The sequence below is a fragment of the Arthrobacter nitrophenolicus genome (assembly GCF_045833485.1).
Taxonomy (GTDB): Bacteria; Actinomycetota; Actinomycetes; order Actinomycetales; family Micrococcaceae; genus Arthrobacter; species Arthrobacter nitrophenolicus.
Genome location: NZ_CP174504.1, coordinates 3,836,316 through 3,860,934, shown reverse-complemented (window position 1 = coordinate 3,860,934; position 24,619 = coordinate 3,836,316). Strand labels below are relative to the sequence as shown.

The following is a 24,619-nucleotide window of genomic DNA, read 5'->3' as shown; positions in this document are numbered from 1 at the left end:
GATCATCAGTTCGGGGAACTGGAAACCTTACAGTGCGTTGACCTTCTTGGAGATCGCCGACTTGCGGTTTGCTGCGTTGTTCTTGTGCAGAACACCCTTGCTGACAGCCTTGTCCAGCTTGCGGCTGGCAACAACCAGGGCAGCAGTAGCTGCATCCTTGTCCGTGGACTCAACGGCGGTGTTGACGGCGCGGATGGCCGTCTTCAGCTCGGACTTGACTGCGTTGTTGCGCAGGCGTGCCTTCTCGTTGGTGAGGATGCGCTTCTTCTGGGACTTGATATTCGCCACGTGTGAACTCTCTTTTTAATGCGGAAATGGTCTAGAGGGCTTTCAGGCTGGCCATTGACTGAGCGGCGTGGGGATACCTATGGCGGCCAACCATCAGTGGCCGTCGACCTGCACGGACACACAGCTATAAAGAATAGCAGGTCAGCCGCCGGACTGGCCATTCAAGGCCTACGTCCAGCCGTGTCGCGAGCGGAGCCCTGCGGCCACGGCCTCAAAGCGCTTGCGGTCCAGCACGGCGCCCTCCCGGCGGATGTCCGCCGGCATGATCTGCAGGATGCGGTCAAGCCGGGCCTCGCTGGGCCTTGCCTGCCGGTCCCAGCCGCCCACGCCCAGGTCCACGTAGTCGGCGGACGCCGATGCTGCGGGCACCCGGTCCCGGCTGGTGAGCATCAGTCCCAGCAGGTACGGTCCGCTGCGTCCCACCAGCAGGACCGGGCGGTCCTTCCCTCGGGAGTGGTCCTCCTGGTACGGCACCCACGCCCACACCACCTCGCCCGGGTCCGGATCGCCGTCGGGCTTGGGCGCATAACTGACGGTGGAACGCCCCCGGAAATCCCCCGGGTAGCGGCCTGTGCCGGCAGAAGCAGCAGGCCCCGAGGCGTCGGAGCGGGACCGGGCCGGGGCGCCGGACGAAGCGGAGCCGGCAGCACCGAGCAGCCGAAGCCCGCTCCGGACGGCATTTCCCAGGGAACGGAGACTGAAAGGCATTCCGCCACCTTACAGCCGGGCCCGGCTGCGGACATGACCGCAAACCCGGCGGGAATGCGGTGCCACGCGCCCGGACGTGGGACACTTGAAGTTGACGATGTGCGGCTGGACCGCGGGAACCTGATCAAGGGTGCACCCGGCGGCAGCCGCGGAAATGCCAACAGTAAGGACCCCTGCGTGTCTCCCATGGCCCGCACCGCCCCGGTGCCCGCCGCGACAGATCCGGCCATCATTCGGAATTTCTGCATCATCGCGCACATTGACCACGGCAAGTCCACCCTGGCTGACCGCATGCTGCAGTCCACCGGAGTGGTGCAGGCACGCGACATGAAGGCCCAGTACCTGGACCGCATGGACATCGAGCGTGAACGCGGCATCACCATCAAGTCCCAGGCCGTCCGCATGCCCTGGGAAGTCGACGGCGTCAGCTACGCACTGAACATGATCGACACCCCCGGCCACGTGGACTTCACCTATGAAGTGTCCCGGTCGCTGGCAGCGTGCGAAGGCGCCGTCCTGCTGGTGGACGCCGCGCAGGGCATCGAGGCGCAAACCCTCGCCAACCTGTACCTGGCGATGGAAAACGACCTCACCATCATTCCGGTGCTCAACAAGATCGACCTTCCGGCGGCGCAGCCGGAGAAGTACGCGGCGGAACTGGCGAACCTCATCGGCGGCGATCCGGAGGACGTCCTGCTGGTTTCGGGCAAGACCGGCGTGGGCGTGGAGGCCCTGCTGGACAAGATCGTCACCGACCTCCCGGCGCCCGTGGGTGACGCCAACGCCCCAGCCCGCGCCATGATCTTCGACTCCGTCTACGACACGTACCGCGGCGTGGTCACCTACGTGCGGGTGGTGGACGGCATGCTGCATCCGCGCGAACGCATCCAGATGATGTCCACCAAGGCCTCGCACGAACTCCTGGAGATCGGCGTCAGCTCACCCGAACCCACGCCTTCCAAGGGCCTCGGCGTCGGTGAGGTGGGCTACCTCATCACCGGTGTGAAGGACGTCCGCCAGTCCAAGGTCGGTGACACTGTCACCAACCTGGCCAAACCGGCGTCGGAATCCCTCAGCGGCTACGCGGATCCCAAGCCCATGGTGTTCTCCGGCCTCTACCCGCTGGACGGAACCGATTATCCGGTGCTCCGCGATGCCCTGGACAAGCTCAAGCTCAACGACGCCGCACTGGTCTACGAGCCGGAAACCTCCGCCGCCCTGGGCTTCGGCTTCCGCGTGGGCTTCCTTGGCCTGCTGCACCTCGAGATCGTCCGGGAACGCCTGGAGCGTGAATTCAACCTGGACCTCATTTCCACGGCACCGAACGTGGTGTACGAGGTGACCCTTGAGGACAAGTCCGTCCTGACCGTCACCAACCCCAGCGAGTTCCCGGCGGGCAAGATCCGGGAAGTCCGGGAGCCCATGGTGTCTGCCACCATCCTTGCCCCGAACGAGTTCGTCGGGGCAATCATGGAGCTCTGCCAGGGCCGCCGCGGTCAGATGAAGGGCATGGACTACCTCTCCGAGGACCGCGTGGAACTGCGGTACTGGATCCCGCTGGCCGAGATCGTCTTCGACTTCTTCGACATCCTCAAGTCCAAGACCCGCGGCTACGCGTCGCTGGACTGGAAGGCCGACGGCGAGCAGGTGGCCGACCTGGTCAAGGTGGACATCCTGCTCCAGGGCGAACAGGTGGACGCCTTCAGTGCCATCACGCACAAGGACAAGGCTTATGCGTACGGCGTGATGATGACCGGCAAGCTGCGTGAGCTCATTCCGAGGCAGCAGTTCGAGGTGCCCATCCAGGCGGCCATCGGATCCCGGATCATCGCCCGCGAAAGCATCCGCGCGATCCGCAAGGACGTCCTCGCCAAGTGCTACGGCGGTGACATCTCGCGTAAGCGCAAGCTGCTGGAAAAGCAGAAGGAAGGCAAGAAGCGCATGAAGATGGTGGGCCGCGTGGAGGTTCCGCAGGAGGCCTTCATCGCCGCGCTGACCACCGACGAGTCCAAGGACAAGGCCAAGAAGTAGTGATGACAGTGGCCGCATCCATCCAGGGCCGCAGCGATGCCTAGCGTTCTTCCTTTGGGCGACCCCGCGCCGCCGGACGGCCTGCTGCCCGCACAGGCGGCCCAGGGCGCGGGCAACCGTGCCTTCGGGCTGTATGTCCACATTCCCTTCTGCGCCGTGCGCTGCGGGTACTGCGACTTCAACACCTACACCGCCACCGAGCTCGGCGGCGGTGCGTCGCAGGACGCCTATGCCGGCACGGCCGCTTCCGAGGTGGCGTTTGCCGCCCGGGTGCTCGCCGGATCCGGGGTTCCGGCGCGGCAGCTCAGCACCGTTTTCTTCGGCGGCGGGACGCCCACCCTTCTTCCCGCAGACGATCTCGCCCTGATCCTTCGGGCGGCAGTCGACGAGTGGGGCATTGAGGACGGGGCGGAGGTTACAACCGAAGCCAATCCGGACTCTGTCACTCCAGAGTCCCTCGCTGTCCTTAAAGCAGCGGGTTTCACGCGGGTTTCCTTTGGCATGCAGTCCGCGGTTCCTCACGTCCTGAAGGTCCTGGACCGGACGCATACCCCGAGCAGGGTTCCGCAGGTGGTGCAGTGGGCCCGGGAGGCCGGACTGGCCGTCAGCCTGGACCTGATCTACGGCACGCCGGGCGAATCCCTGGACGACTGGCGGTACTCCCTGGAGACTGCCCTGTCTTACGAGCCCGACCACATCAGCGCCTACGCGCTGATCGTGGAGGACGGCACCAAGCTCGCCGCGCAGATGCGCCGCGGGGAGGTTCCGGGTATCGACGACGACGACCACGCCGACAAGTACGAGCTCGCCGACCAGCTGATCTCTGCGGCCGGGCTGGGCTGGTACGAGGTCAGCAACTGGGCCCGCACCCCGGAACAGGCGTGCCGCCACAACCTCGCCTACTGGCGGGGGGACGACTGGTGGGGGATCGGACCGGGTGCGCACTCCCACGTGGGCGGCGTCCGGTGGTGGAACGTCAAGCATCCCACCGCCTACGCCGGCCGCCTTGCCCAGGGAGCCTCACCGGCTGCCGGGCGGGAAACCCTGGACGGGGAAACCCGGACTGTTGAACGCATCATGCTGGAGGCGCGCCTCCAGGCAGGCCTCGAAGTGGCCACCCTGAGCGCTGTTGGACGCCATGAGGTGGCGGGGCTGATCGCCGACGGCCTGGTGGACCCGGCCGCGGCATTCCGCGGGAGGCTGGTCCTCACCCTGAAGGGGCGCCTGCTCGCCGACGCGGTGGTCCGCCGGATCCTCCCGGACTGACAGCTGGCGGGGCCCCGGCGCGAGCTTGCGAGTGCTGGGAGCCGGTGGGGACTACTTGATCCAGCGCAGGTTGTACTGGTACCGGTGCGGCTGGCCCTTGTTCACATGGATGCCGGCCGCCACCGAGAAGCACGTCAGGGCGATCCAGATCAGCGTGGCGATGACGGCGAAGATGTTGCCGATCACGGGGATGAACACCAGGATGTTCGCCACCACGGCCGCGATGGTGGGCGGCAGGCTGAAGTTCAGCGCTTCCTTGGATTCCTGCGCCGTAAACGGACCGCGGTCGCGGAAGATCAGGAAGATCAGGAGCGCAGGGACACAGCCGAGGATCCCGCCGAAGTGCGCCAGCGTGGCCCACTGCCGGTCCTCGCCTGCCGTCAGGGGCAGCGCGTTCGCCGGGACGCCATGATATTCGGAGCGGCCTGCGCCGCCCTGGCTGTCCCTGTGATCACGGGTGTTTTCTGCCACAGTCTGTTTCCTTCGAGAGTGCAAATAGTGCCAAATGCCGGTATTGCCTTGCTGCGGCCGCGAACAGCGCCGCAGGACCCGCAGTACCAAGAATACTGGCTATCCGGGACGTGGCTCCCCAATCAGGGCACCGTGAGGAAGTCGATCACTTCCTCAACCCGGCCCAGCAGCGACGCCTCAAGGTCAGCGTAGCTGCGGACGGCGCCCAGCAGCTTCTGCCACCCCAGCCCGATGTCCTCCTTTGTGGCGTGCGGCCATCCGAAGGCCGCCAGCACGCCGGTCTTCCAGTCCTGGCCGCGGGGCACTACCGGCCACTGCTCGATTCCCAGCACAGCGGGCCTGATGGCCTGCCACACATCCACGTACGGGTGGCCCACGATCAGCACATTCCCTGCAGCCCCGGGCGACGCCATCACGGCGTCGGCGATGCGGGACTCCTTCGAGTCCGGCACCAGGTGGTCCACGAGCACGCCGAGCCGCCGTCCCGGGCCGGGCCGGAAATCCGCCACCGCCCCGGCGAGGTCGTCAATGCCGTGCAGCGGCTCGACGACGATGCCCTCCACCCGTAGGTCGTCGCCCCAGACCTTTTCCACCAGTTCGGCGTCGTGCTTGCCCTCCACCCAGATCCGGCTGGCTTTGGCCACCTGGGCCCGCTGGCCGGTGACCTTGACCGAGCCCGACGCCGTCCTGCCGGCACCGCTGCCGGCGGCGGCGCGTGGTGCCGGCGGCATCAGCCGGATGGCCCGGCCCTCCAGGAGGAAACCGAATCCGAGCCGGAACGTCCGCGACTTTCCCCGCCGGTCCTCCAGCGCCACCACGTGCATGCCGCCGGACTTTTCCACCCGGGTCACGGCGCCGACCCACCCGGACTGGACGTCCTCAAGGACCATGCCGCGTTCAACGGGGATTTCGGGCAGTTGGGTGCGGACGGGGCCGGACATCTCCCGGGGCCCCCAGTTCTGGTAATCCATGGATCGACTCCGCCTAGCGCTAGATCAGTGCCGCCGGAATTTCGCCCGGAGCGGTACCAATGCTAACAACGGGCCAAGGCATAATAGACTGTTAGCACTTGGGCATGTCGAGTGCTAACCCCTGATGGTTTGCCCTGATGTTGTTGCACGGGGCGGCGCTGCCGCCCCGACCCTGGATGGAGGTGGAGTGTGAGCGAGCCACGCAGACTGGAAGTGCTGCGGGCAATCGTGGAGGACTACGTCCACTCCCGCGAGCCCGTTGGTTCGAAGGCGTTGGTGGAGAGGCATCATCTCGGCGTATCCAGTGCAACAATCCGCAACGACATGGCAGCGCTTGAAGACGAAGGGCTCATCACCGCTCCGCACACCAGTGCAGGCAGGATACCCACGGACAAGGGTTACCGCCTGTTCGTTGACCAGATCTCGGCCGTGAAGCCCCTTTCCCAGGCTGAACGGCGCGCCATCCAGTCGCTGCTGGAAGGTGCCGACGACCTCGATGATGTCCTGGACCGCACCGTCCGCCTGCTGTCCCAGCTGACCAACCAGGTGGCGGTGGTCCAGTATCCCCACCTGAGCCGCGCCCTGATCCGGCACATCGAATTCGTCCTGCTGGCACCGCGGAAAGTGCTGGTGGTCCTGATCGCCAACAGCGGCAAGGTGGAACAGCGGGTCATCGACGTCGGCCAGGACCTCGGCGACGACGCCCTCGCCGCGCTCCGGACCCAGTTCCTCGGTTCCCTTGCCGGGACCCCGCTGGGCCAGCTGGGGCAGTCCCTGCCCGGCGTCGTCTCCGCTGTCAGCCCGGCACAGCGGCCGGCCGCCCAGGCGCTGGCCCACGGGCTGGAACTCCTGGCACACAGCAGCCGCGAGGAGCGCATGGTCATGGCGGGCACCGCCAACCTTGCCCGGTCCAACGTGGATTTCCCGCTCAGCATCGGACCTGTGCTGGAAGCCCTGGAGGAACAGGTGGTGATGCTGCGCCTGCTGAGCGAAATGGCGCAGGACCACCGTGGCGTGGCAGTCAGCATCGGGCGGGAGAACCCCTATGACGGCCTTGCCGAAGCCTCCGTGGTGGCTACCGGCTACGGTCCGGACAGCGCGGCAAAAATAGGCGTGCTGGGTCCCACCCGCATGGACTATCCCACCACCATGGCCGCCGTCAGGGCTGTTGCCCGCTACCTGTCCCGGATCCTGGGGCCCTGAGCGGGGTGCCGGCTGCCGTGGCAGCCGGTCCGCGGAAGGACACCCCACTGCATGCAGTACAACAAGGAAGAGATACGAACTTTGAGCAGCCACTACGACGTCCTTGGAGTCTCGCCGGAGGCCACCGGAGAAGAAATCAAGAAGGCCTACCGCAAGCTGGCCCGCACCCTGCACCCGGACGTCAACCCGGGCGAGGAGGCTGCTGACCGCTTCAAGGCAGTAACCCACGCGTACGAAGTCCTCTCGGACCCCCAGAAGCGGCGCGTCTACGACACCACCGGCAACGAGAATGGCACGGACAATGGGTTCGGCGGCGGCAGCTACGCCGGCCAGGGCTTCGCTTTCCAGGACATCTTCGACACCTTTTTCGGTGCCGGCGGCTCCGCCGGCCCGGCCTCCCGGGTGCGCCGTGGGCAGGACGCCCTTATCAGCGTCCGGATCGACCTCCGCGACGCCGTCTTCGGCGTCAACAAGAAACTCGAGGTGGACACGGCCGTCACCTGCCCCACCTGCGAAGGCTCCTGCTGCCAGCCCGGCTCGCATCCGGAGCGCTGCGACATCTGCGGCGGCAGCGGCCAGGTCCAGCGGGCGGTCCGCTCCATCCTCGGCCAGGTCATGACGGCTGCCCCCTGCGGCAGCTGCGAAGGATTCGGCACCGTCATTAAGGATCCCTGCAACGAGTGCAGCGGCCAGGGCCGCATCCGCAGCCGCCGTTCACTGACCATCAAGGTTCCTGCCGGCGTCGCCACCGGAACCCGTATCCAGCTGTCCGGGCAGGGCGAGGCGGGACCCGCCGGCGGACCTTCCGGCGACCTCTACGTGGAGATCCGGGTCAACAACGACCCCACCTACGTCCGGGACGGGGACGACCTCCACGCCACACTGAACATTCCCATGACGGCGGCCGCCCTTGGCACCGAGGTGAACCTGGAGACCTTCGACGGGACCCAGGAGATCGACGTCAAGCCCGGTACACAGTCCGGTGAGATCATCACCCTGCGCGGCTTGGGCGTCACCCACCTGCGCGGGTACGGCCGCGGGGACCTCAAAGTGCACCTGCAGGTGGAGACTCCCGCCAAGCTCGATGCCGCCCAGGAAGACCTGCTGCGGCAGTTGGCCAAGCTCCGGGGCGAGCAGATCACCGAGGGAAAGCTGGCTGCCAGCGGCGGCATGTTCGCCAAGCTTCGGGACCGCCTCGGTAACCTGTAGCGGTGAGCAACCCAGTCTTCTTCACCGCCGCCGGGTCCCTCGACGGAATGGCCCCCGGTGGCCTCTTCGTACTGGAAGGGGCCGAGGCCAGGCACGCCGTTGCCGTCAAGCGCCTTGAAGCGGGTGAGCCGGTCGATATCGTCGACGGCGCCGGCACCAGGATGACCGGGCGGGTCGCCGGTGCTGCCCCGGCGGCACTGGAAGTGGAGTGCACGTCCGTAGCCGTCGAACCGCTGCCGGACGTCCGGCTGGTGCTCGTCCAGGCCCTGGCCAAGGGCGACCGGGACGAACTGGCCATCGAAACGGCCACCGAGCTGGGGATCGACGCCGTGGTCCCGTGGCAGTCCGAACGTTCCATCGTGCGGTGGAAGGGTGACCGCGCAGCGAAAGCCCACGCCAAATGGCAGTCGGTGGTCACCGCCGCCGCCAAGCAGGCACGCCGGTCCTGGGTGCCTGAGGTCCGCCCTGCCGTCGACACTGCGGGGCTGTCCGCAGCCGTCGAGGCCGCGGACCTGGCAGTAATCCTGCACGAGGACGCCGTCCGCCCGTTGCGCAGCGTCCTTGAGGGCTGGCAGGCCGGTGGCGGGGGTGCGGAACCCCGCGAGGTGCTCCTGATCGTCGGACCCGAGGGCGGCATCAGCCCCCGCGAAGTCACCAGGCTCTGCGACAAGGGCGCCGTGACGGCGCTGCTGGGGCACCATGTCCTGCGGTCGTCCACGGCCGGGCCCGCCGCCGTCGTGCTGGCCAGCGACATCCTGGGCCGCTGGGCGGCTACCGCACCTTGAAGGCCCTGGTGTCCTCAAACTGGTCCGGACCGCCGCCGGTTCCGGCCTGCGCCGCCCGCAGCTCGTAGTCACCCGCGGGCATGGTCAGGGCCAGGGTGAAAACCCCCGCCTGGCCCTGTTCCGGCGAGGCCGTGGTCTCCCCGGTGAGGAAGGGCTCGGTGCTGCCGTCGGCTCCGGACCGCAGGATCTGCCAGCGGAGCTTTCCGCCGGCGGTTGTGCTTCGTCCGGTGATCTTGACGCTGCCCCCGGGCACCTCCACATTTTCCTGCGGATCTATGATCCAGACGGGCGCCACCAGGCCCGTGCTCCGGGTCATGAGTGCGCCGAGCTGGATGTGGTCGAACGCCATGTAGTCCGTGTGCCCGTCCACCAGGATCCGCACCCGGATCTGCTGCCCGGAATCGATCAGGCCTGAGCTGGCTGCGGCGGCGGTTGCCGTGTACACCAGCTGCTGGATGGCCCGGGCCGCCATGTCCGCATCGAGGTTGCTGTTGAAGGCGTCCTCGGAGACGTCCACGGTGATGACGTCCTTGCCCGAAATGGAGGTGGCGAGCTTGTCCGGGTTCTGCCAGGGCGTGAAAAAGTCGGGGTCGAACGGCTTGTCCGACATCATGGAGCGCAGGGCGCGCGTGACCGGATTTTCCTGGTCCGGGACATCACGGAATTCCCGGTACAGGAAAACGTCGCTGCCGCTGCGCCCAATCCAGTAGACCGGCGCCTTGTTGGAGGACTGGGTGGTTTCCAGCGGCGCACTCGTGGGCGGTGCCTGCGCTGTGCCGGTGGCGATGGGATTGGTGGCCAACGTGCCGGTCGGCGCGGGCCCGGCCTCGGCGATGCAGCCTGTCAGGGCCGGGACAGCTGCCAGGACGCTGGCCAGCAAGAGACCGCGCACGCGGCCCATGGCACGGCCGGCCCTCAGGGGCGCAGCGGTTTCCGGCACGTTCGTCCTGTCCTTTCCTGGCATGGAGGGCCGATCCCCGGGCGGCCTGGGCTTCCAGCTGAAGCTGGATTTCCAGCATGGCACACACCTCCGGGCGTTGCCTCCGCCGGCCCGCCCGCCGGCCGAACTGCAACGGGAACGATATGAGGCCGATATGAAGTTGATACCTAATGACGGAATGCGGTCATCGTTCCCTTCGGGCAGCGGCTTCCCGTATCCGGCGCCGGCGGCTGCTGGCGTAATATGGAAAGACATTCTGAACCGACCTCGAGGGGACCACAGGCCAGCGGGCCATCACTATGACTGAATCAGCGAACGGAAAGCGCCGGTCCGCCGGAGAGGGCAGCAACGGGGAGTTCCCCCATTCGCTGCCAGGCATCCGGACCGAGGTGGTCCTTTTCGACAACTCCGATCAGATGGTCCAGTCGCTTGGCAGCCACGATGAGGCGCTGCGGTACATCGAGGAGCAGTTCCCGGACGTTAACTTCCACGTCCGCGGCAACGAGCTCTCCATCAGCGGACCCACCCACGACGTGCCACGGATCATGCGGTTGCTCCACGAGGTCCGCGGACTCGTGGCACGCGGCACGGTCATCAGCCCCACGGTTCTGCAGCAGCTGGTGGCCCTGCTGCGCACCCAGTCACTGCAGAACCCCGTGGACGTGCTGACCCACGACATCCTCTCCAGCCGGGGCCGGACAATACGCCCGAAAACCCTGAACCAGAAGAACTACGTCGACGCCATCGACGACAACACTGTGATCTTCGGTATCGGGCCCGCCGGCACGGGCAAGACCTACCTGGCCATGGCCAAGGCGGTCCAGGCGCTGCAGCAAAAAGAGGTCAACCGCATCATCCTGACGCGTCCGGCAGTGGAAGCCGGGGAGCGCCTCGGCTTCCTGCCCGGAACCCTCAGCGACAAGATCGATCCGTACCTGCGGCCGCTCTATGACGCCCTGCACGACATGATGGACCCCGAATCCATCCCGCGGCTCATGGCGGCCGGAACCATCGAAGTGGCGCCCCTCGCCTACATGCGCGGGCGCACCCTCAACGACGCCTTCATCATCCTCGACGAGGCGCAGAACACCACGCCGGAACAGATGAAGATGTTCCTGACCCGGCTGGGCTTCGGATCCAAGATGGTGGTCACCGGTGACATCACCCAGGTTGACCTTCCGTTCGGCACCCGGTCCGGGCTGCGCATCGTGGAGGAGATCCTGCAGGGCATCGAAGGCGTCAATTTCTCCGTCCTGGACGCCGCCGACGTCGTCCGCCACCGCCTCGTGGGCGATATCGTCAATGCCTACAGCCTCTGGGACGACTCCCAGCGGGCGAGGGCCAAACACACAGCCGCAAGAGAAAAACGGGGGGAACACGCTTGAGCATCGAGGTGAACAACGAGTCCGGGGTCCAGGTGGACGAAGCCGAACTCGTTGCACTGTCCCGGTACATCTTTGAACAGCTCTACATCCACCCGCAGGCGGAACTGTCCATCCTGCTGGTGGATGAGCCCGCGATGGAAAAACTGCATCTCGAGCTGATGGACGAGCCCGGTTCCACCGACGTCCTGTCCGTGCCCATGGATGAACTCACCCCCGGAACACCTGACCGGCCCACGCCGCAGGGCATGCTGGGTGACATCGCCATTTGCCCGCAGGTGGCAAAAGTGCAGGCCCGGAACGCAGGCCACCAGCTGCAGGATGAGATGCTGCTGCTGACCACCCACGGCATCCTGCACCTGCTGGGCTACGACCATGCGGAACCCGAGGAGAAAGCCGAAATGTTCGGGCTCCAGCGGGAACTCCTGTCCGGCTTCACCGGCAAAGAAGCACCCGCCGAGACCACCCAGTGACGCCTTTGCTCCTGGTCGCGATGGCCCTGCTCTTCCTGGGCGTCGCGGCGGTGCTGACGGCGGCCGAGGCCGCCTTCAATTTCCTTCCGCGCCATGATGCGGAAGAAGCGCTCCTTCGGAGCCGGGGCAATGCGATGCGCCGAATCCTTGCGGAGCCGGTTGCGCACATCCGCGCGCTGCGGTTCTGGCGGATCTGGTTCGAGATGGCCTCCGCGGTGGCTGTTGCCGTCCTGCTCTACAGCCTGCTGGACAACATCTGGCTCGCCGGACTGGCGGCAACAGGCATCATGGCGCTGCTCGGATTCGTCATCGTGGGCGTGTCGCCCCGCCAGCTGGGACGGCTGCATTCCGCTGCCGTGGTCCGGTTCACGGCCCCTACCATCCGGTTCCTGACCTGGGTCCTGGGGCCGATCCCCGGCTGGCTCGTGGCCCTGGGCAGCTCGGCTGCTCCCGGCGCGCCCGGCGGCGATGAGGCCTTCTTCAGCGAGCAGGAGTTCCGTGAACTGGTGGAGCGGGCCAGCGAATCGGACATGATCGAGGACACCGAAGCCGAGATGATCCAATCGGTGTTCGATTTCGGCGACACCCTGGTGCGTGCCGTCATGGTCCCCAGGACGGACATCGTCAGCATCGAATCCGGGTCCAGCCTGCACCAGGCCATGTCCCTGTTCCTCCGCTCCGGATATTCAAGGATCCCGGTCATCGGCGAGGACACGGACCACATCCTCGGCATCATCTACCTGAAGGACGTTGCCGCCGCCGTCCATGAACTTGCGCCGGACGCGGAACCGCCCCTGGTGGATTCGCTGGCCCGCGAGGTCCGGTACGTCCCCGAATCCAAGCCCGTGAGCGACCTCCTGCGTGAACTGCAGAAGGAATCCACCCATGTCGCCATCGTCATCGACGAATACGGCGGCACCGCCGGCCTGGTCACCCTCGAGGACCTGATCGAGGAAATCGTGGGCGAAATCGTGGACGAGTACGACACCGAAAGCGCGGAAGCCGTTGAGCTTGGTGACGGTTCCTACCGCGTCAGCGCACGGATGAGCATCGATGACCTGGGCGAGCTCTTCGACATCGAGCTTGACGACGACGAAGTGGACACTGTGGGCGGCCTCCTTGCCAAGGCGCTTGGCCGGGTTCCCATCGTGGGAAGCCACGTTGAAGTCCACGGCGTTTCGCTCCGGGCCGACCGCCTGGAAGGCCGGCGCAACCGCGTCAGCCACATCATTGCGGCTCCGGTGCCAAGAGTAGACACTGACTTTGAAGACCTCCTCGAAGAGGCGGACACAACCCAGCAGGGAGTTCCACGTGAGCAAGAAAAATAAGGCGGCACCGGCGGAAGACTTCGGCGGCTTCCACGCAGGATTCTCGGTCCTGGTGGGCCGGCCCAATGCCGGCAAGTCCACCCTGACGAACGCCCTGGTGGGGAAGAAAGTGGCCATCACCTCCGCGAAGCCGCAAACCACCCGGCACACCATCCGCGGCATCGTCCACCGGGACGACGCCCAGCTGATCCTGGTGGACACCCCGGGCCTGCACCGCCCGCGAACCCTCCTCGGAAAGCGCCTGAACGACCTCGTGGCGGACACCCTCGCAGAGGTTGACGCCATCGGATTCTGCCTGCCGGCCAACGAAAAGATCGGGCCAGGCGACAAATTCATCGCCGCCCAGCTCGCGGCGGTGGGCCGCAAGCCCGTCATCGCCATCGTCACCAAGGCGGACCTGGTGGACCGCCAGGCACTGACCGAGCAGCTCCTCGCGGTGGCGGAGCTGGGCCGGGAAGTCCTGGGGGAGGAGGGCTGGAAGGACATCGTGCCGGTCTCCGCCACGGACGGTTTCCAGGTGGATACGGTTGCCGATGTCCTGATCAACCACATGCCGCCGTCGCCCCCGCTGTATCCCGATGGCGAGCTCACGGACGAACCGGAAGCGGTGATGGTGGCCGAACTCATACGGGAGGCCGCGCTCGAGGGCGTGCGGGACGAGTTGCCGCACTCCCTGGCCGTGGTGGTCGAAGAGATCGTCCCGCGGGAGGACCGGCCTGACGACAACCCGCTCCTGGATGTGCGGGTCAACCTGTATGTGGAGCGCCCTTCCCAGAAGGCCATCATCATCGGCAAGGGCGGCAGCAGGCTTCGCGAGGTGGGCACCAATGCGCGCAAGGGCATCGAGGCCCTGCTCGGCACGCGAATCTACCTTGACCTGCACGTCAAGGTGGCCAAGGACTGGCAGCGCGACCCGAAGCAGCTGGTCAAACTCGGATTCTGATCCGCCTGTGCGGCCGTTGCCGGGCGGGCGCCCGGCATTCTCCCAGACTGGACCACTAAAATGGACCGGATTTTGATTTTAGAGGAAGGTTCACCACGTGGTTCGAGGCCGCGATATACGCGACAACGAAGCTGATGTGCCAGCCGGAACAGGGCCGGTATCCCGGCACGCGCACGACAGCGCCCTGGGGACGGCGCGGCATCTGGGCCCCTTCCGCGGCATGCCCGTCTGGCTCAAGATCGTCACGGGCGTCCTGTCCCTGGCCATTATTGGCGGCCTGGCTTTCGCCGGGTTCTGGTACCTGCGCCTGCAGAACAATATTTCCAAGGCTCCATTGAATGCCGGCGGAGGCAACAGCGAGACGGTCAGCGACGCGACGGGCAGGATGCAGATCCTCATCCTGGGCTCGGACACGCGCGACGGCAAGAACGCCGAGTACGGCACGGCCGACGACTCCAAGGGCTATGGCAAGTCGGACGTCATGATGCTTATGGACATCTCCGAGGACAACAAACGCGTGAGCGTCATCAGTTTCCCCCGCGACCTGCTGGTGGACATTCCCCAGTGCAAGGACGAGAAGACCGGCCAGGAGTACCCTGCCCGCAGCGGCATCATGATCAACGAGGCCATGGCGGAAGCCGGCATCGGCTGTGCCGTGGACACGGTCAACAGGATCACCGGCCTGGAAGTGGACCACTTCATGATGGCCGACTTCAACGCCGTGAAGGAACTGTCCAACGCTGTGGGCGGCGTGGAAGTCTGCATCAGCGACGCCGTGTACGACCCCGATTCACGGCTGCGGCTGCCTGCCGGCACCTCGATGGTCCAGGGCGAGCAGGCACTCGCCTTCCTGCGGACCCGGCATGCCTTCGCCGATGGCGGGGACCTGGGCCGGATCAAGGCGCAACAGGGATTCCTATCGTCGCTGACCCGCAAGATCAAGGACGACGGCACCCTGTCCGATCCAGGCAAGATGCTGAAGATCGCCGACGTCGTCACCCAGAACCTGACGGTGGATGAAGGGCTGGCCTCCGTTCCCACCCTGCTGACCATCGGCAACCGGCTCAAGGACATCGACATCAGCAAGGTGGCGTTCGTCGCCGTCCCCACCACCCCGGCGGACGTTGACCCGAACAGGCTCCAGATCGCCGAGCCTGCCGGCTCCCAGCTCTTCGCGGCCCTCCGGCAGGACGTTGACCTGACCGATCCCACCGCGCCCGCCACCCCCGCGCCCGGGGAAACTGCCCCGCCGTCGCCCGCCCCCACCGAAACGGTTCCGGCGCCGCCCGCCTACGACAAGGCCCTGCAGCCGGTGACGGTGGCCAACGGCAGCGGCGTGCCCGGCCGTGCGCAGGAAATCGTGCAGGCCCTGGTCTCCGGCGGATTTACCCAGGCCGCCCAGTTCGAAAGCACAGCCGTGGAGCAATCCGTGGTCTACTACGGTTCCGACTTCGCCGATGTTGCCGCCGACGTCGCGGCACTGCTGGGCATCCCCGCGGGCCAGCTGGTTCCCGCCCCCGGCGTCTCAGGAGTGCAGGTCTACCTCGGCACGGACTTCGCCTCGGGCACCACCTACGGGACCGGGGCAGGGGCCGCCCTGCCCGAGGATATCGTGAACCAGACGGCCGGCGACGCCACATGCCAGCAGGCCAACCCGTACCTGATCGTCCAGGAGTAGAGCGTCCGCGAACCGAAAGCGGGGCGCCACCCCAAAGGGTGGCGCCCCGCTTCCAGTTAAGGGCAATGTCCCGGGACAGCTACCAGATGCTGACCCGCTCCGCCGGCGGCATCCACATGCCGTCCTCTTCGGTGACGTCGAAGGCCTCGTGGAAGGCGTCCAGGTTTTTCGCGATCGCGTTCGTCCTGAACTCGTTGGGGGAGTGGGGGTCGGTGGCGAGCCGGCGGACGGCCTCTTCCTGCCGGATCACCTGGCGCCATCCGGCTGCCCACGAGGCGAAGAAGCGCTGCGCGCCGGTGAGCCCGTCCAGGACTTCCGGTTCCTTGCCGTCCAGGCTGATCAGGTACGCCTTGTACGCGATGGCAAGGCCCGCCAGGTCGCCGATGTTCTCGCCCAGGGTGAGCCGTCCGTTGACGAAATGCCCGGGAGCAGCCGACGGCGACAGCGCATCGTACTGGGCCACCAGCTTGGCCGTGAGCTGTTCGAACGCCTGCCGGTCCTCGTCCGTCCACCAGTTCCGGAGGGCGCCGCCGCCGTCGAACTGCGAACCCTGGTCATCGAAGCCGTGCCCGATCTCGTGGCCGATCACGGCACCAATGCCCCCGTAATTGACGGCGTCGTCGGCCTCGGCGGTGAAGAATGGCGGCTGCAGGATCGCGGCCGGGAACACGATCTCGTTCATCATCGGGTGGTAATAGGCATTGACCGTCTGCGGGGTCATCAGCCACTTGTTGCGGTCCACCGGCTTGCCCACCTCATCAAGGTGGCGGTCGACGTCGGCGTTGTGCGCCCGCTCCACGTTGCCCAGCAGGTCGGCAGGATCGATCTCCACGGCGGAATAGTCGATCCATTCATCAGGGAAGCCGATCTTTGCCCGGAAGCCTTCGAGCTTCCGCAGCGCTTCGGCCTTGGTGGCCTCACCCATCCAGCCCACCCCGGTGATGCTGCGGCGGTAGGCCTCGATGAGATTCGCAACGAGCGTCTGCATCCGGGCCTTGTGGGTTTCCGGGAAGTGCCGGGCCACGTAGATCTGGCCCACGGCTTCGCCCAGGGCGGCCTCCACCACGCCCACGCCGCGCTTCCACCGGTCCTTGTTACGGGGCGTGCCGCTGATGGTGGTGCCGTAGAACGCGAAGTTCGCGTCAACGAAGGCTGCTGACAGGTACGGTGCCGCGGCACTGATCACGCGCATGGCAAGCCATTCCTGCCACACGGACAACGGTTCTGATTCCAGTAGCCCGGCTGCGCCTTCGAAGAACGGCGGCGTGCTCACCACGATCTCCTGCCGCTTGTCGCCGTCGATGCCCGCCGCCTCAAACCAGGTGGCAAGGTGCGGGAACAGGGCCGACGCTTCGTCCGCGGTCTTCAGGTTGTAGGTCTTCTGCGGGTTCCGCAGGGTGACGTTGTCCCAGTGGTGCGACGCGAGCTTCGTTTCGAGCTCCACTACCCGCCCGGCCGCGGCTTCCGCGTCCGCCACGCCGGCAAGGCCGAACATGGCCTGCACATGCGACCGGTACGCGGACACCATGGGAGCGAACTTGTCCTCCCGGTAGTAGGACTCGTCCGGAAGCCCCAGGCCGCCCTGGCCGGTGTAGAGCAGGACCCGGTCCGGATTCCCGGCGTCCGGGGCCGGATAGATGTAGAAGAGGCCGCCCACGTCGGCGCGGAACAGCCGCCCCGCCAGTGCTATGAGGTCGGCGGCGGAGGACGTGGCGAAGACGTCCGCAAGCCGCTGGCGGATGGGTTCCATCCCCTTGGCCTCCACGGTCTCCTCATCCATGAAGCTGCTGTAGAGGCCGCCAATCTTGCGCTCGATCCCGCTGGCCGAACCGGCCTTGGCCGCCGCTTCCTCGATGATGTCCCGGACGGCAATTTCGGAACCGTCCCGCAAGGCGGTGAATGTGCCCTCGAGCGGGCGGTCGTCGGGAATTTCCGTGGCCTTCAGCCAGGCGCCGTTGACGTGCTGGTACAGGTCATCCTGCGGCCGGACCGTGTGATCTATGGTGGACAGGTCGATCCCCGAAATGGGCACTGAAACTCCTTTGCTGCAGGCCCTGCATCCGGGCTCCAGCGCCGGAGAGGTCTGCATGGTGGACTTTGCGGACGGTAGTGCCCTTTCATCTTACGCACGCGTGCTAGGCTCAGAATGTGCGTGCAGAGCTCCTTCTCCTTAGCTGCCGCGGCGAGGCCCCAGACGCGATCTAGCGCAAGGCCACCCCTCGCTGCGGAGTTTGTGTTGCCCGGCCACCCTTTCAATGAAGATCTCCAGAAAAGGCCCCACGTAATGCGAAACGCACAAAAGCCCTCCGGAATGCCCGCCCACCGGTACACGCCGTTCCAGGACCTGATCAAGGTCGAACTGCCGGACCGCACCTGGCCGGACAAGGTCATCACCAAGGCTCCCCGCTGGTGCGCTGTCGACCTGCGCGACGGGAACCAGGCCCTGATCGACCCCATGAGCCCGGCCCGCAAGATGAAGATGTTCGACCTGCTGGTCCGTATGGGCTACAAGGAAATCGAGGTCGGCTTCCCGTCCGCATCCCAGACCGACTTCGACTTTGTCCGCCAGCTGATCGAGGGCAACCACATCCCGGACGATGTCACGATCCAGGTGCTGACCCAGGCCCGTGAGCACCTGATCGAGCGCACGTACGAATCCCTGGTCGGCGCCAAGCAGGCGATCGTCCACCTGTACAACTCCACCTCGGTCCTGCAGCGCCGCGTGGTCTTCAACCAGGACGAAGACGGCATCCTGGACATCGCGCTGCAGGGTGCACGGCTGTGCAAGAAGTACGAGGAAACCCTCGGCGATACCCACGTCACCTACGAATACTCGCCGGAATCCTTCACCGGGACAGAGCTCGAGTACGCCGTCCGGGTGTGCAACGCCGTCGCCGACGTCTTCGAGGCGTCCGCCGACGGGCAGGTCATCATCAACCTGCCCGCCACCGTGGAAATGGCCACGCCCAACGTGTACGCGGACTCCATCGAGTGGATGAGCCGCCACCTGCACCCCCGAGAAGGCATCATCCTGTCCCTGCACCCGCACAACGACCGCGGCACCGGCGTCGCCGCCGCCGAACTGGGATACATGGCGGGCGCGGACCGGATCGAGGGCTGCCTCTTCGGCAACGGCGAGCGGACCGGCAACGTGGACCTGGTCACGCTGGGCCTGAACCTGCTCGTCCAGGGCATCGATCCCATGATCGACTTCTCCAACATCGACGACATCCGCCGGACCGTTGAGTACTGCAACCAGCTGCCCGTCCCGGAACGGTCCCCGTATGGCGGCGACCTTGTCTTCACCGCCTTCTCCGGCTCGCACCAGGACGCCATCAAGAAGGGCTTTGAGGCCCTGGAACGCGACGCTGCCGCCGCCGGAAAGGACGTTGCGGACTTCACCTGGCAGGTTCCGTACCTGCCCATCGACCCCAAGGACCTGGGCCGCAGCTACGAGGCCGTCATCCGCGTGAACTCCCAGTCCGGCAAGGGAGGCGTGGCCTACCTGCTCAAGAACGAGCACAGCCTGGACCTGCCGCGCCGCGCGCAGATCGAGTTCTCCGGCGTCATCCAGCGCCGCACCGACACCGTGGGCGGCGAGGTCAGCGGCGCACAGCTGTGGCAGATCTTCCAGGACGAGTACCTGCCCTCCGGCAAGGCTGATGCGCAGTGGGGCCGCTACGCGCTCGGCGCCGTCAAGACCGAAACGGACGACGACGGCGGCATGACCCTGCACGCCGCCCTCACCATCGACGGTGTGCAGGTCAGCCGCACCGGCACCGGCAACGGGCCCATCGCCGCGCTGCTGGGCATCCTGCATGAGGACGGCGTGGACGTCCGCGTCCTGGACTACAGCGAGCACGCACTCTCCGAGGGCGGCAACGCCCTGGCCGCCGCGTACGTCGAGGCGGCAGTGGGGGAGCGGGTCCTGTGGGGCGTGGGGATCGACGCCAACACCAGCATGTCCGCCCTGAAGGCCGTCATCTCCGCCGTGAACCGCGCCATCAGGGACGCCCAGGCCTGAAAACTGCGAGCCGTGCCGCCGGGACATCCACCCGGCGGCACAGCTGTGTCCGGTGGGATGGGAAGCCAAGAGGATGGGAAGATAAAGCGTGGCCCAACACTCTTTCGCCTCCCGCGCATACCGGGATGACGCCGTCGTGCTCCGCACGCACAAGCTGGGCGAGGCGGACCGCATCATCACCCTCCTGACCAAGCACCACGGCCAGGTGCGCGCGGTGGCCAAGGGTGTGCGGCGCACCAGCAGCCGGTTCGGGGCGAGGCTGGAACCGTTCATGGTGGCAGATCTCCAGCTGGTCTCGGGACGCACCCTGGACATCGTCACCCAGGCCGTGGCCAAGGGCGCCTATGGCGGGAGCATCGCGGCCGATTACGGCCGCTACACGGTTGCCGCGGCCATGACCGAAACCGCCGAAAAGCTGACCGACGTGGACGGTGAATCCGGCACAGCCCAGTACAACCTGCTGGTCGGCGCCCTGGCCGCCCTCAGCCGGGATGAACACGCGCCCGGCCTGATCCTCGATTCCTACCTGCTGCGGGCTCTGGCCACCGGCGGCTGGGCGCCAAGCTTTACCGAGTGTGCCCGCTGCGGACTGCCGGGACCCCACAGCGCTTTCGCGGCCCCCCTGGGCGGGATGGTCTGCAACGGGTGCCGGCCTCCCGGCTCGCCGGCACCGGCCCCCGAAACTGTCGTCCTGCTCGCAGCGCTGCTGACGGGCGACTGGAGCACGGCGGATGTATCCCTGCCGGTGCACCGCAAGGAGGCTGCGGGCCTGGTCGCGGCCTACCTGCAGTGGCACCTCGAACGAGTCCTCAAATCCCTCAAACATGTGGAGCGAAGCTGATAGTGGCCCTGGGAAGAAAGAACAACGCAGCCCGCAAGCGGACCCGCCCGGTGGTGGCGCCGTACCCGCACCCTTCCGGGGCCGTGGCGCCGTCCATTCCGGCGGAATTCATCCCCCGCCACGTCGCCATCGTCATGGACGGCAACGGCCGCTGGGCGAACCAGCGCGGACTGCCGCGCATCGAGGGCCACAAGGCCGGCGAACCGGCGCTGCTGGACGTCATGGCCGGCGCCATCGAGCTGGGCATCGAATACGTCAGCGTCTACGCCTTCTCCACCGAGAACTGGCGGCGGTCACCGGAGGAAGTCCGCTTCCTGATGGGATTTAACAAGGATGTGCTGCGGCGCCAGCGGAACCAGCTGGACGAGTGGGGGGTGCGGGTCCGCTGGTCCGGGCGGCGGCCCAAACTCTGGGGCTCCGTCATCCGGGAGCTCGAGGAGGCCGAGGAATTCACCGCCGCCAACAGCACGTGCACGTTGACCATGTGTGTTAATTACGGCGGCCGCGCCGAAATCACCGATGCCGTGTCCGCCATCGCGGCCGACGTCGCCGCTGGCAGGTTGAAGCCAGGCGCCATCAGCGAACGGACGATCCAGAAGTACCTGGACGAGCCGGACCTACCGGACGTGGACCTCTTCCTCCGCAGCTCCGGGGAGCAGCGGCTGTCCAACTTCATGCTGTGGCAGTCCGCGTACGCCGAGTTTGTCTTCATGGACACGCTGTGGCCCGACGTGGACCGGCGCACGCTGTGGGCAGCCGTGGAAGAGTACGCGCAGCGGGACCGCCGCTACGGCGGAGCCGTGGACGCGGCGCGGCCGGCGGACGCCATCCGCCAGGACCAGGCCTGAACGCTCAAAGTCCGGGGCTGCCCTCGGCAGGATAGCCGCTGAGCCACGCGGCGAGGTCCCGGTAGGCCTCCTCCCGCACTGCCCGGCGGGACAGCAGGATGTCGTGGATGGCACCCGGGTAGCGGAAGACAGCCACCCGCCGGCCCAGGCCCAGGGCACGCCGGGCTGTCTCCTCGACGTCGATGACCGCATCCGCCGTCATCATCTCCGCAGACCATTCGAGCTGGATGTGGGTACGGTCGGACAGCAGCACAAGCGCGGGCGCCTGGATATCCAGGCGGCGCTCCACTGCGGCGTGGCCGGCAAGCACCGCACGTGCCCACCCTGCCCTGATCGGAAATGAGGCCATGGGCCGCCACACCGGGTCAAGGTTCCATTCCCCGTGTGCTTCCTTGCTCACGCTTTGCCAGTAGCCCGGCATGTCCGGAAGCCGGAACGGGTAGAGCGGGTTGCTCTTGGAGAGCGGGTCCACCAGATAGGTGGCCAGGCTGCGGAGGAAGCTGCTGCCCTGCAGTTCGAGCCACGGGGCATTCAGGATCAGGGTGCCCAAAGCCTTCGGGTTCCGGTCAGCCCACAAGGCCGCGATGAGGCCACCCAGCGAATGGCCCAGCAGGTGGACGGTCGGCGTGACGCCGGGGCCTGCCTTCTCTGCCACGTCGTCCCTGACCGCCTGGATTGCCGCCGCCAGGTCCTCGTCGTACACGGCAAGGTCGCTGGTGTACCCGGGGGTCTGCCAGGAACGGAGGCTGCGCCCAAATTTACGCAGGTCCACGGCGTAGAAGGGGAACCCTGCACGGGTAAGGTATTCGGCCGCTTCCGTCTGCAGGAAGTAGTCCGCCCAGCCGTGCACGTAAAGGACCGCGTCCATCCGGGCAGCCCCGCCCGCGGGGGACGGCCTCACCGCCGGGACCGCGCACCGCACGAGGGTTGCGACGACGTCGCCCTCCTCATCCGGTGCAAGCGGCAACGTTCGCTGCTGGTACGGGGGACCAAGGATGTCCGCGGTCCATTCGCCGCTGCGTTCCCCGACAGCGGAATACTCGGCCGTCATGGATGCGGCCCGGCCGGGGCGGGCGGAAGGGGATCGCCGCCATAGGCGGACAGCCAGCGGGCCAGCCGGGCGTAGGCGTCCGCACGCACCGCGGCAGGCGAGAGGAAGACGTCGTGCAGCGCGCCGTCGATCCGTTCGATCGTCACCGTCCGGCCGAGGGTGAGGGCCCGGGCGCTGATGGTGTTGACATCAAGGACCGCATCCGTGCGCCGCATCTCCTCAGACCAGAACAGCCCGTTCGCGCTGCCGCGGGAGAGCAGGACCAGGATGGGCACCTCGATGTTCAACCCGCGCGCCACCTTGGCGTGCCCCGCCAGCACTGCGCTGAGCCAGCCGGCGCGGACCGGAAAGGCCATGGGCGGCCGGTACCGCTCATCGAGCGGCCACTCTCCTTCAGCCGCGCTGCTGATCGTGCGCCAGTAGAAGCCGCGCTCGGGCAGCCGCAACACCGCTTCGGGGCGGAGCCGTGCCACCGGGCCCACCATGCCGGAGGCTGCCCGGCGCACCAGGCTGCTGCCGTGCATTTCCAGCCAGGGGCTGTTCAGGACCAGGTGGGACACTGTCCCGGGCCGCCTGCTGGCCCACAGCACGGCCACCAGGCCGCCGGTGGAATGACCCATCAGGGTCACAGGCCCGGCCCCGCCCTCCCGGCTGATCAGCCGGAGGGCCTCTTCGATTTCGGCGTCATAGTCGGCCAGGTCCGATACATATCCGCCCGGATACTCGGGCCGCAGGCTTCGGCCATGGTTGTGCATGTCCAGCGCGTAGAAGTCGTAGCCCGCCTCCTGCCAGAACCGTGCCAGGTCCACGTTGAAGAAGTAGTCGCTCCAGCCGTGGAGGAAGAGGACGGCCCGGCGCGGCGCCCGGGACGGGGCGGAACCGTCCCCTGCAGGGCGGAATCGGACCAGGGTGGCGGTCCGTTCGACGCCGTCGGGGCCTGCCGCAGTGAAGGCAAGGGATTCGAACTCCTCACCCAGGATGTCCTGCTGCCAGCCCATGGATTCATGCTAATGCGCACCGCATCCGCTCCGCGTGATTTTGGAACAGGCAGTCCGAGACGGAAGACTGGAGGCATGCGCGTTTACCCCACTTTTTTCAGGCTGGCCTTTTCATGGATGGACGCCGAGCGCGCCCACAAAATCGGTTTCAAGGGCATCCGGCTCGCGCATGCTTCCGGCGCCGGAAAAATCCTGCAGAAACTGACGGCTCCGGCGCCGTCGCTGCAGACCACGGCTTTTGGCGTGACCTTCCCGTCGCCGTTCGGGCTCGCCGCGGGTTTCGACAAGGAAGGACTTGGCATCGAGGCCCTCTCCGAGCTGGGGTTCGGCCACGTGGAAGTTGGCACCATCACGGGGCAGGCCCAGCCCGGCAACGAGAAGCCGCGGCTGTTCCGGCTGGTGCAGGACCGCGCCGTGATCAACCGGATGGGATTCAACAATGACGGCGCCGCCGCCGTCGCCCCCCGCCTGAAGGCCGCCCGTGCCGCCCTGCAGCGGACGCACACAGGCGTCCGTCCCGTCATTGGCGTCAACATCGGCAAGACCAAGGTCGTGGAACTCGCCGACGCCGTGGACGACTACCTGGTCAGTGCCCGCAGCCTGGCCCCTGCCGCCGACTACCTGGTGGTCAACGTCAGTTCCCCGAACACGCCCGGACTGCGGCTGCTCCAGGACGTGGAGACCCTCCGCCCGTTGCTCACCGCGGTAGGGGAGGAGGCGGACCGGGCCGCCGGGCGGCACGTGCCCCTGCTGGTGAAGATCGCCCCCGACCTCAGCGACGAGGATATCGACGACGTCGCCCGGCTGGCGCTGGACCTCAAGCTGGACGGCATCATCGCCACCAATACCACCATCGCCCGGACCGGTCTCACCTCCCCGGCCGCCGAGGTCGAAAAATGCGGAGCCGGCGGTCTCTCGGGTGCACCCCTGAAGCAGCGGTCGCTCGAGGTGCTGCGGCGCCTGAAGCTGGCAACCGGGGATGCCCTGACGCTCGTGGCTGTGGGCGGCGTCGAAACAGCACAGGATGTCCAGGACAGGCTCGATGCCGGGGCAACACTCGTCCAGGGCTACACCGCATTCCTCTACGAAGGCCCGTTCTGGGCGGCCCGGATCAACCGCGCTTTGGCCAAGAAACGCCGCCCGTAGCGACCTCCTTAAACCGGCAAACCCCGGCGGGTCAT

General features: G+C 66.9%; 22 protein-coding genes. 14 read left to right on the top strand and 8 right to left on the bottom strand.

From position 1 onward, the window contains the following. Positions 1 to 27: 27 nt before the first annotated feature. Both rpsT and ACJJV6_RS17835 read right to left on the bottom strand, forming a co-directional pair. Positions 28 to 288 carry a 30S ribosomal protein S20 gene (rpsT, locus tag ACJJV6_RS17840; RefSeq protein ID WP_009358808.1) on the bottom strand — a complete coding sequence of 87 codons (261 nt, stop codon included), beginning with the start codon at positions 286 to 288 and terminating at the stop codon, positions 28 to 30. Between the two features lie 168 nt (positions 289 to 456). Continuing rightward, entirely contained in the window at positions 457 to 996 is a 540-nt protein-coding gene (locus ACJJV6_RS17835) for a type II toxin-antitoxin system PemK/MazF family toxin (protein ID WP_407709482.1), read from the bottom strand. Positions 997 to 1,173: 177 nt separating this feature from the next. Here ACJJV6_RS17835 and lepA point away from each other — a divergent pair, with 177 nt between their 5' ends. Together lepA and hemW are read left to right on the top strand one after the other, a co-directional pair. Beyond that, positions 1,174 to 3,027 (top strand): translation elongation factor 4, encoded by a 1,854-nt coding sequence (lepA, locus tag ACJJV6_RS17830; protein ID WP_009358806.1) that lies wholly within the window; start codon positions 1,174 to 1,176, stop codon positions 3,025 to 3,027. A 36-nt stretch (positions 3,028 to 3,063) separates the two neighbouring features. Then, positions 3,064 to 4,293: a radical SAM family heme chaperone HemW gene (hemW, locus tag ACJJV6_RS17825; protein ID WP_407709481.1), complete on the top strand. Its 1,230-nt coding sequence runs from the start codon at positions 3,064 to 3,066 to the stop codon at positions 4,291 to 4,293. Between the two features lie 51 nt (positions 4,294 to 4,344). Here the strand turns inward: hemW and ACJJV6_RS17820 are convergent, their stop codons facing one another. Together ACJJV6_RS17820 and ACJJV6_RS17815 are read right to left on the bottom strand one after the other, a co-directional pair. Continuing rightward, positions 4,345 to 4,764 (bottom strand): DUF4870 domain-containing protein, encoded by a 420-nt coding sequence (locus ACJJV6_RS17820; RefSeq protein ID WP_009358804.1) that lies wholly within the window; start codon positions 4,762 to 4,764, stop codon positions 4,345 to 4,347. A 122-nt stretch (positions 4,765 to 4,886) separates the two neighbouring features. Then, positions 4,887 to 5,735 carry a DUF3097 domain-containing protein gene (locus tag ACJJV6_RS17815; protein WP_407709480.1) on the bottom strand — a complete coding sequence of 283 codons (849 nt, stop codon included), beginning with the start codon at positions 5,733 to 5,735 and terminating at the stop codon, positions 4,887 to 4,889. 189 nt (positions 5,736 to 5,924) lie between these two features. On the opposite strand from ACJJV6_RS17815, the gene hrcA reads away from it, so the two are divergent. From hrcA to ACJJV6_RS17800, 3 genes are all read left to right on the top strand, one after another. Next, positions 5,925 to 6,938 (top strand): heat-inducible transcriptional repressor HrcA, encoded by a 1,014-nt coding sequence (gene hrcA / locus ACJJV6_RS17810; RefSeq protein WP_133347149.1) that lies wholly within the window; start codon positions 5,925 to 5,927, stop codon positions 6,936 to 6,938. Positions 6,939 to 7,019: 81 nt separating this feature from the next. Then, positions 7,020 to 8,147 carry a molecular chaperone DnaJ gene (gene dnaJ / locus ACJJV6_RS17805; protein WP_009358802.1) on the top strand — a complete coding sequence of 376 codons (1,128 nt, stop codon included), beginning with the start codon at positions 7,020 to 7,022 and terminating at the stop codon, positions 8,145 to 8,147. Positions 8,148 to 8,149: 2 nt separating this feature from the next. Further along, positions 8,150 to 8,932, top strand: coding sequence for a 16S rRNA (uracil(1498)-N(3))-methyltransferase (locus tag ACJJV6_RS17800; protein ID WP_133347147.1), 783 nt, complete (start codon positions 8,150 to 8,152; stop codon positions 8,930 to 8,932). Here the strand turns inward: ACJJV6_RS17800 and ACJJV6_RS17795 are convergent. Continuing rightward, on the bottom strand, positions 8,919 to 9,833 hold the full coding sequence (locus tag ACJJV6_RS17795) for a GerMN domain-containing protein (protein WP_407710519.1): 915 nt from the start codon (positions 9,831 to 9,833) through the stop codon (positions 8,919 to 8,921). The genes ACJJV6_RS17800 and ACJJV6_RS17795 overlap by 14 nt on opposite strands. A 338-nt stretch (positions 9,834 to 10,171) precedes the next feature. Here ACJJV6_RS17795 and ACJJV6_RS17790 point away from each other — a divergent pair, with 338 nt between their 5' ends. From ACJJV6_RS17790 to ACJJV6_RS17770, 5 genes are all read left to right on the top strand, one after another. After that, complete coding sequence (locus tag ACJJV6_RS17790) at positions 10,172 to 11,257, top strand: PhoH family protein (RefSeq protein ID WP_407709479.1); 1,086 nt, start codon at positions 10,172 to 10,174, stop codon at positions 11,255 to 11,257. Then, entirely contained in the window at positions 11,254 to 11,727 is a 474-nt protein-coding gene (gene ybeY / locus ACJJV6_RS17785) for an rRNA maturation RNase YbeY (RefSeq protein ID WP_009358798.1), read from the top strand. Before ACJJV6_RS17790 ends, ybeY begins: the two co-directional genes overlap by 4 nt. Further along, positions 11,724 to 13,055 carry a hemolysin family protein gene (locus ACJJV6_RS17780; protein WP_009358797.1) on the top strand — a complete coding sequence of 444 codons (1,332 nt, stop codon included), beginning with the start codon at positions 11,724 to 11,726 and terminating at the stop codon, positions 13,053 to 13,055. Before ybeY ends, ACJJV6_RS17780 begins: the two co-directional genes overlap by 4 nt. After that, positions 13,039 to 13,998: a GTPase Era gene (era, locus tag ACJJV6_RS17775; RefSeq protein ID WP_407709478.1), complete on the top strand. Its 960-nt coding sequence runs from the start codon at positions 13,039 to 13,041 to the stop codon at positions 13,996 to 13,998. The genes ACJJV6_RS17780 and era overlap by 17 nt, the downstream gene beginning before the upstream one ends. A gap of 97 nt (positions 13,999 to 14,095) precedes the next feature. Next, positions 14,096 to 15,676 carry an LCP family protein gene (locus tag ACJJV6_RS17770; protein ID WP_407709477.1) on the top strand — a complete coding sequence of 527 codons (1,581 nt, stop codon included), beginning with the start codon at positions 14,096 to 14,098 and terminating at the stop codon, positions 15,674 to 15,676. Between the two features lie 79 nt (positions 15,677 to 15,755). Here ACJJV6_RS17770 and ACJJV6_RS17765 read toward each other — a convergent pair whose 3' ends face one another. Then, positions 15,756 to 17,708: a M13 family metallopeptidase gene (locus ACJJV6_RS17765; RefSeq protein ID WP_407709476.1), complete on the bottom strand. Its 1,953-nt coding sequence runs from the start codon at positions 17,706 to 17,708 to the stop codon at positions 15,756 to 15,758. A gap of 252 nt (positions 17,709 to 17,960) precedes the next feature. On the opposite strand from ACJJV6_RS17765, the gene leuA reads away from it, so the two are divergent. From leuA to ACJJV6_RS17750, 3 genes are all read left to right on the top strand, one after another. Next, positions 17,961 to 19,700 (top strand): 2-isopropylmalate synthase, encoded by a 1,740-nt coding sequence (gene leuA, locus ACJJV6_RS17760; protein ID WP_407709475.1) that lies wholly within the window; start codon positions 17,961 to 17,963, stop codon positions 19,698 to 19,700. A gap of 88 nt (positions 19,701 to 19,788) precedes the next feature. Further along, positions 19,789 to 20,541, top strand: a complete 753-nt coding sequence (gene recO, locus ACJJV6_RS17755) for a DNA repair protein RecO (RefSeq protein ID WP_407709474.1) — start codon at positions 19,789 to 19,791, stop codon at positions 20,539 to 20,541. Positions 20,542 to 20,543: 2 nt separating this feature from the next. Then, a complete protein-coding gene (locus tag ACJJV6_RS17750) occupies positions 20,544 to 21,389 on the top strand; it encodes an isoprenyl transferase (protein ID WP_407709473.1) in 846 nt (281 codons plus the stop codon). A gap of 4 nt (positions 21,390 to 21,393) precedes the next feature. On the opposite strand, the gene ACJJV6_RS17745 is transcribed toward ACJJV6_RS17750, so the two are convergent. Next, on the bottom strand, positions 21,394 to 22,440 hold the full coding sequence (locus tag ACJJV6_RS17745; RefSeq protein WP_009359022.1) for an alpha/beta hydrolase: 1,047 nt from the start codon (positions 22,438 to 22,440) through the stop codon (positions 21,394 to 21,396). Beyond that, entirely contained in the window at positions 22,437 to 23,438 is a 1,002-nt protein-coding gene (locus ACJJV6_RS17740) for an alpha/beta hydrolase (RefSeq protein ID WP_354175951.1), read from the bottom strand. The genes ACJJV6_RS17745 and ACJJV6_RS17740 overlap by 4 nt, the downstream gene beginning before the upstream one ends. 75 nt (positions 23,439 to 23,513) lie before the next feature. Between ACJJV6_RS17740 and ACJJV6_RS17735 the strand changes: the two genes are divergently transcribed. Then, positions 23,514 to 24,584, top strand: a complete 1,071-nt coding sequence (locus ACJJV6_RS17735; protein ID WP_009359023.1) for a quinone-dependent dihydroorotate dehydrogenase — start codon at positions 23,514 to 23,516, stop codon at positions 24,582 to 24,584. The last annotated feature ends 35 nt before the right edge of the window (positions 24,585 to 24,619 follow it).

Excerpts from the sequence above, each read along its gene's own strand:
- leuA (WP_407709475.1), top strand. The coding sequence starts at position 17,961 with ATGCGAAACGCACAAAAGCCCTCCGGAATGCCCGCCCACCGGTACACG.
- ACJJV6_RS17740 (WP_354175951.1), bottom strand. The coding sequence starts at position 23,438 with ATGGGCTGGCAGCAGGACATCCTGGGTGAGGAGTTCGAATCCCTTGCC.
- ACJJV6_RS17835 (WP_407709482.1), bottom strand. The coding sequence starts at position 996 with ATGCCTTTCAGTCTCCGTTCCCTGGGAAATGCCGTCCGGAGCGGGCTT.
- ACJJV6_RS17790 (WP_407709479.1), top strand. The coding sequence starts at position 10,172 with ATGACTGAATCAGCGAACGGAAAGCGCCGGTCCGCCGGAGAGGGCAGC.
- ACJJV6_RS17795 (WP_407710519.1), bottom strand. The coding sequence starts at position 9,833 with ATGGGCCGCGTGCGCGGTCTCTTGCTGGCCAGCGTCCTGGCAGCTGTC.
- ACJJV6_RS17815 (WP_407709480.1), bottom strand. The coding sequence starts at position 5,735 with ATGGATTACCAGAACTGGGGGCCCCGGGAGATGTCCGGCCCCGTCCGC.
- ACJJV6_RS17735 (WP_009359023.1), top strand. The coding sequence starts at position 23,514 with ATGCGCGTTTACCCCACTTTTTTCAGGCTGGCCTTTTCATGGATGGAC.
- hemW (WP_407709481.1), top strand. The coding sequence starts at position 3,064 with ATGCCTAGCGTTCTTCCTTTGGGCGACCCCGCGCCGCCGGACGGCCTG.
- ACJJV6_RS17745 (WP_009359022.1), bottom strand. The coding sequence starts at position 22,440 with ATGACGGCCGAGTATTCCGCTGTCGGGGAACGCAGCGGCGAATGGACC.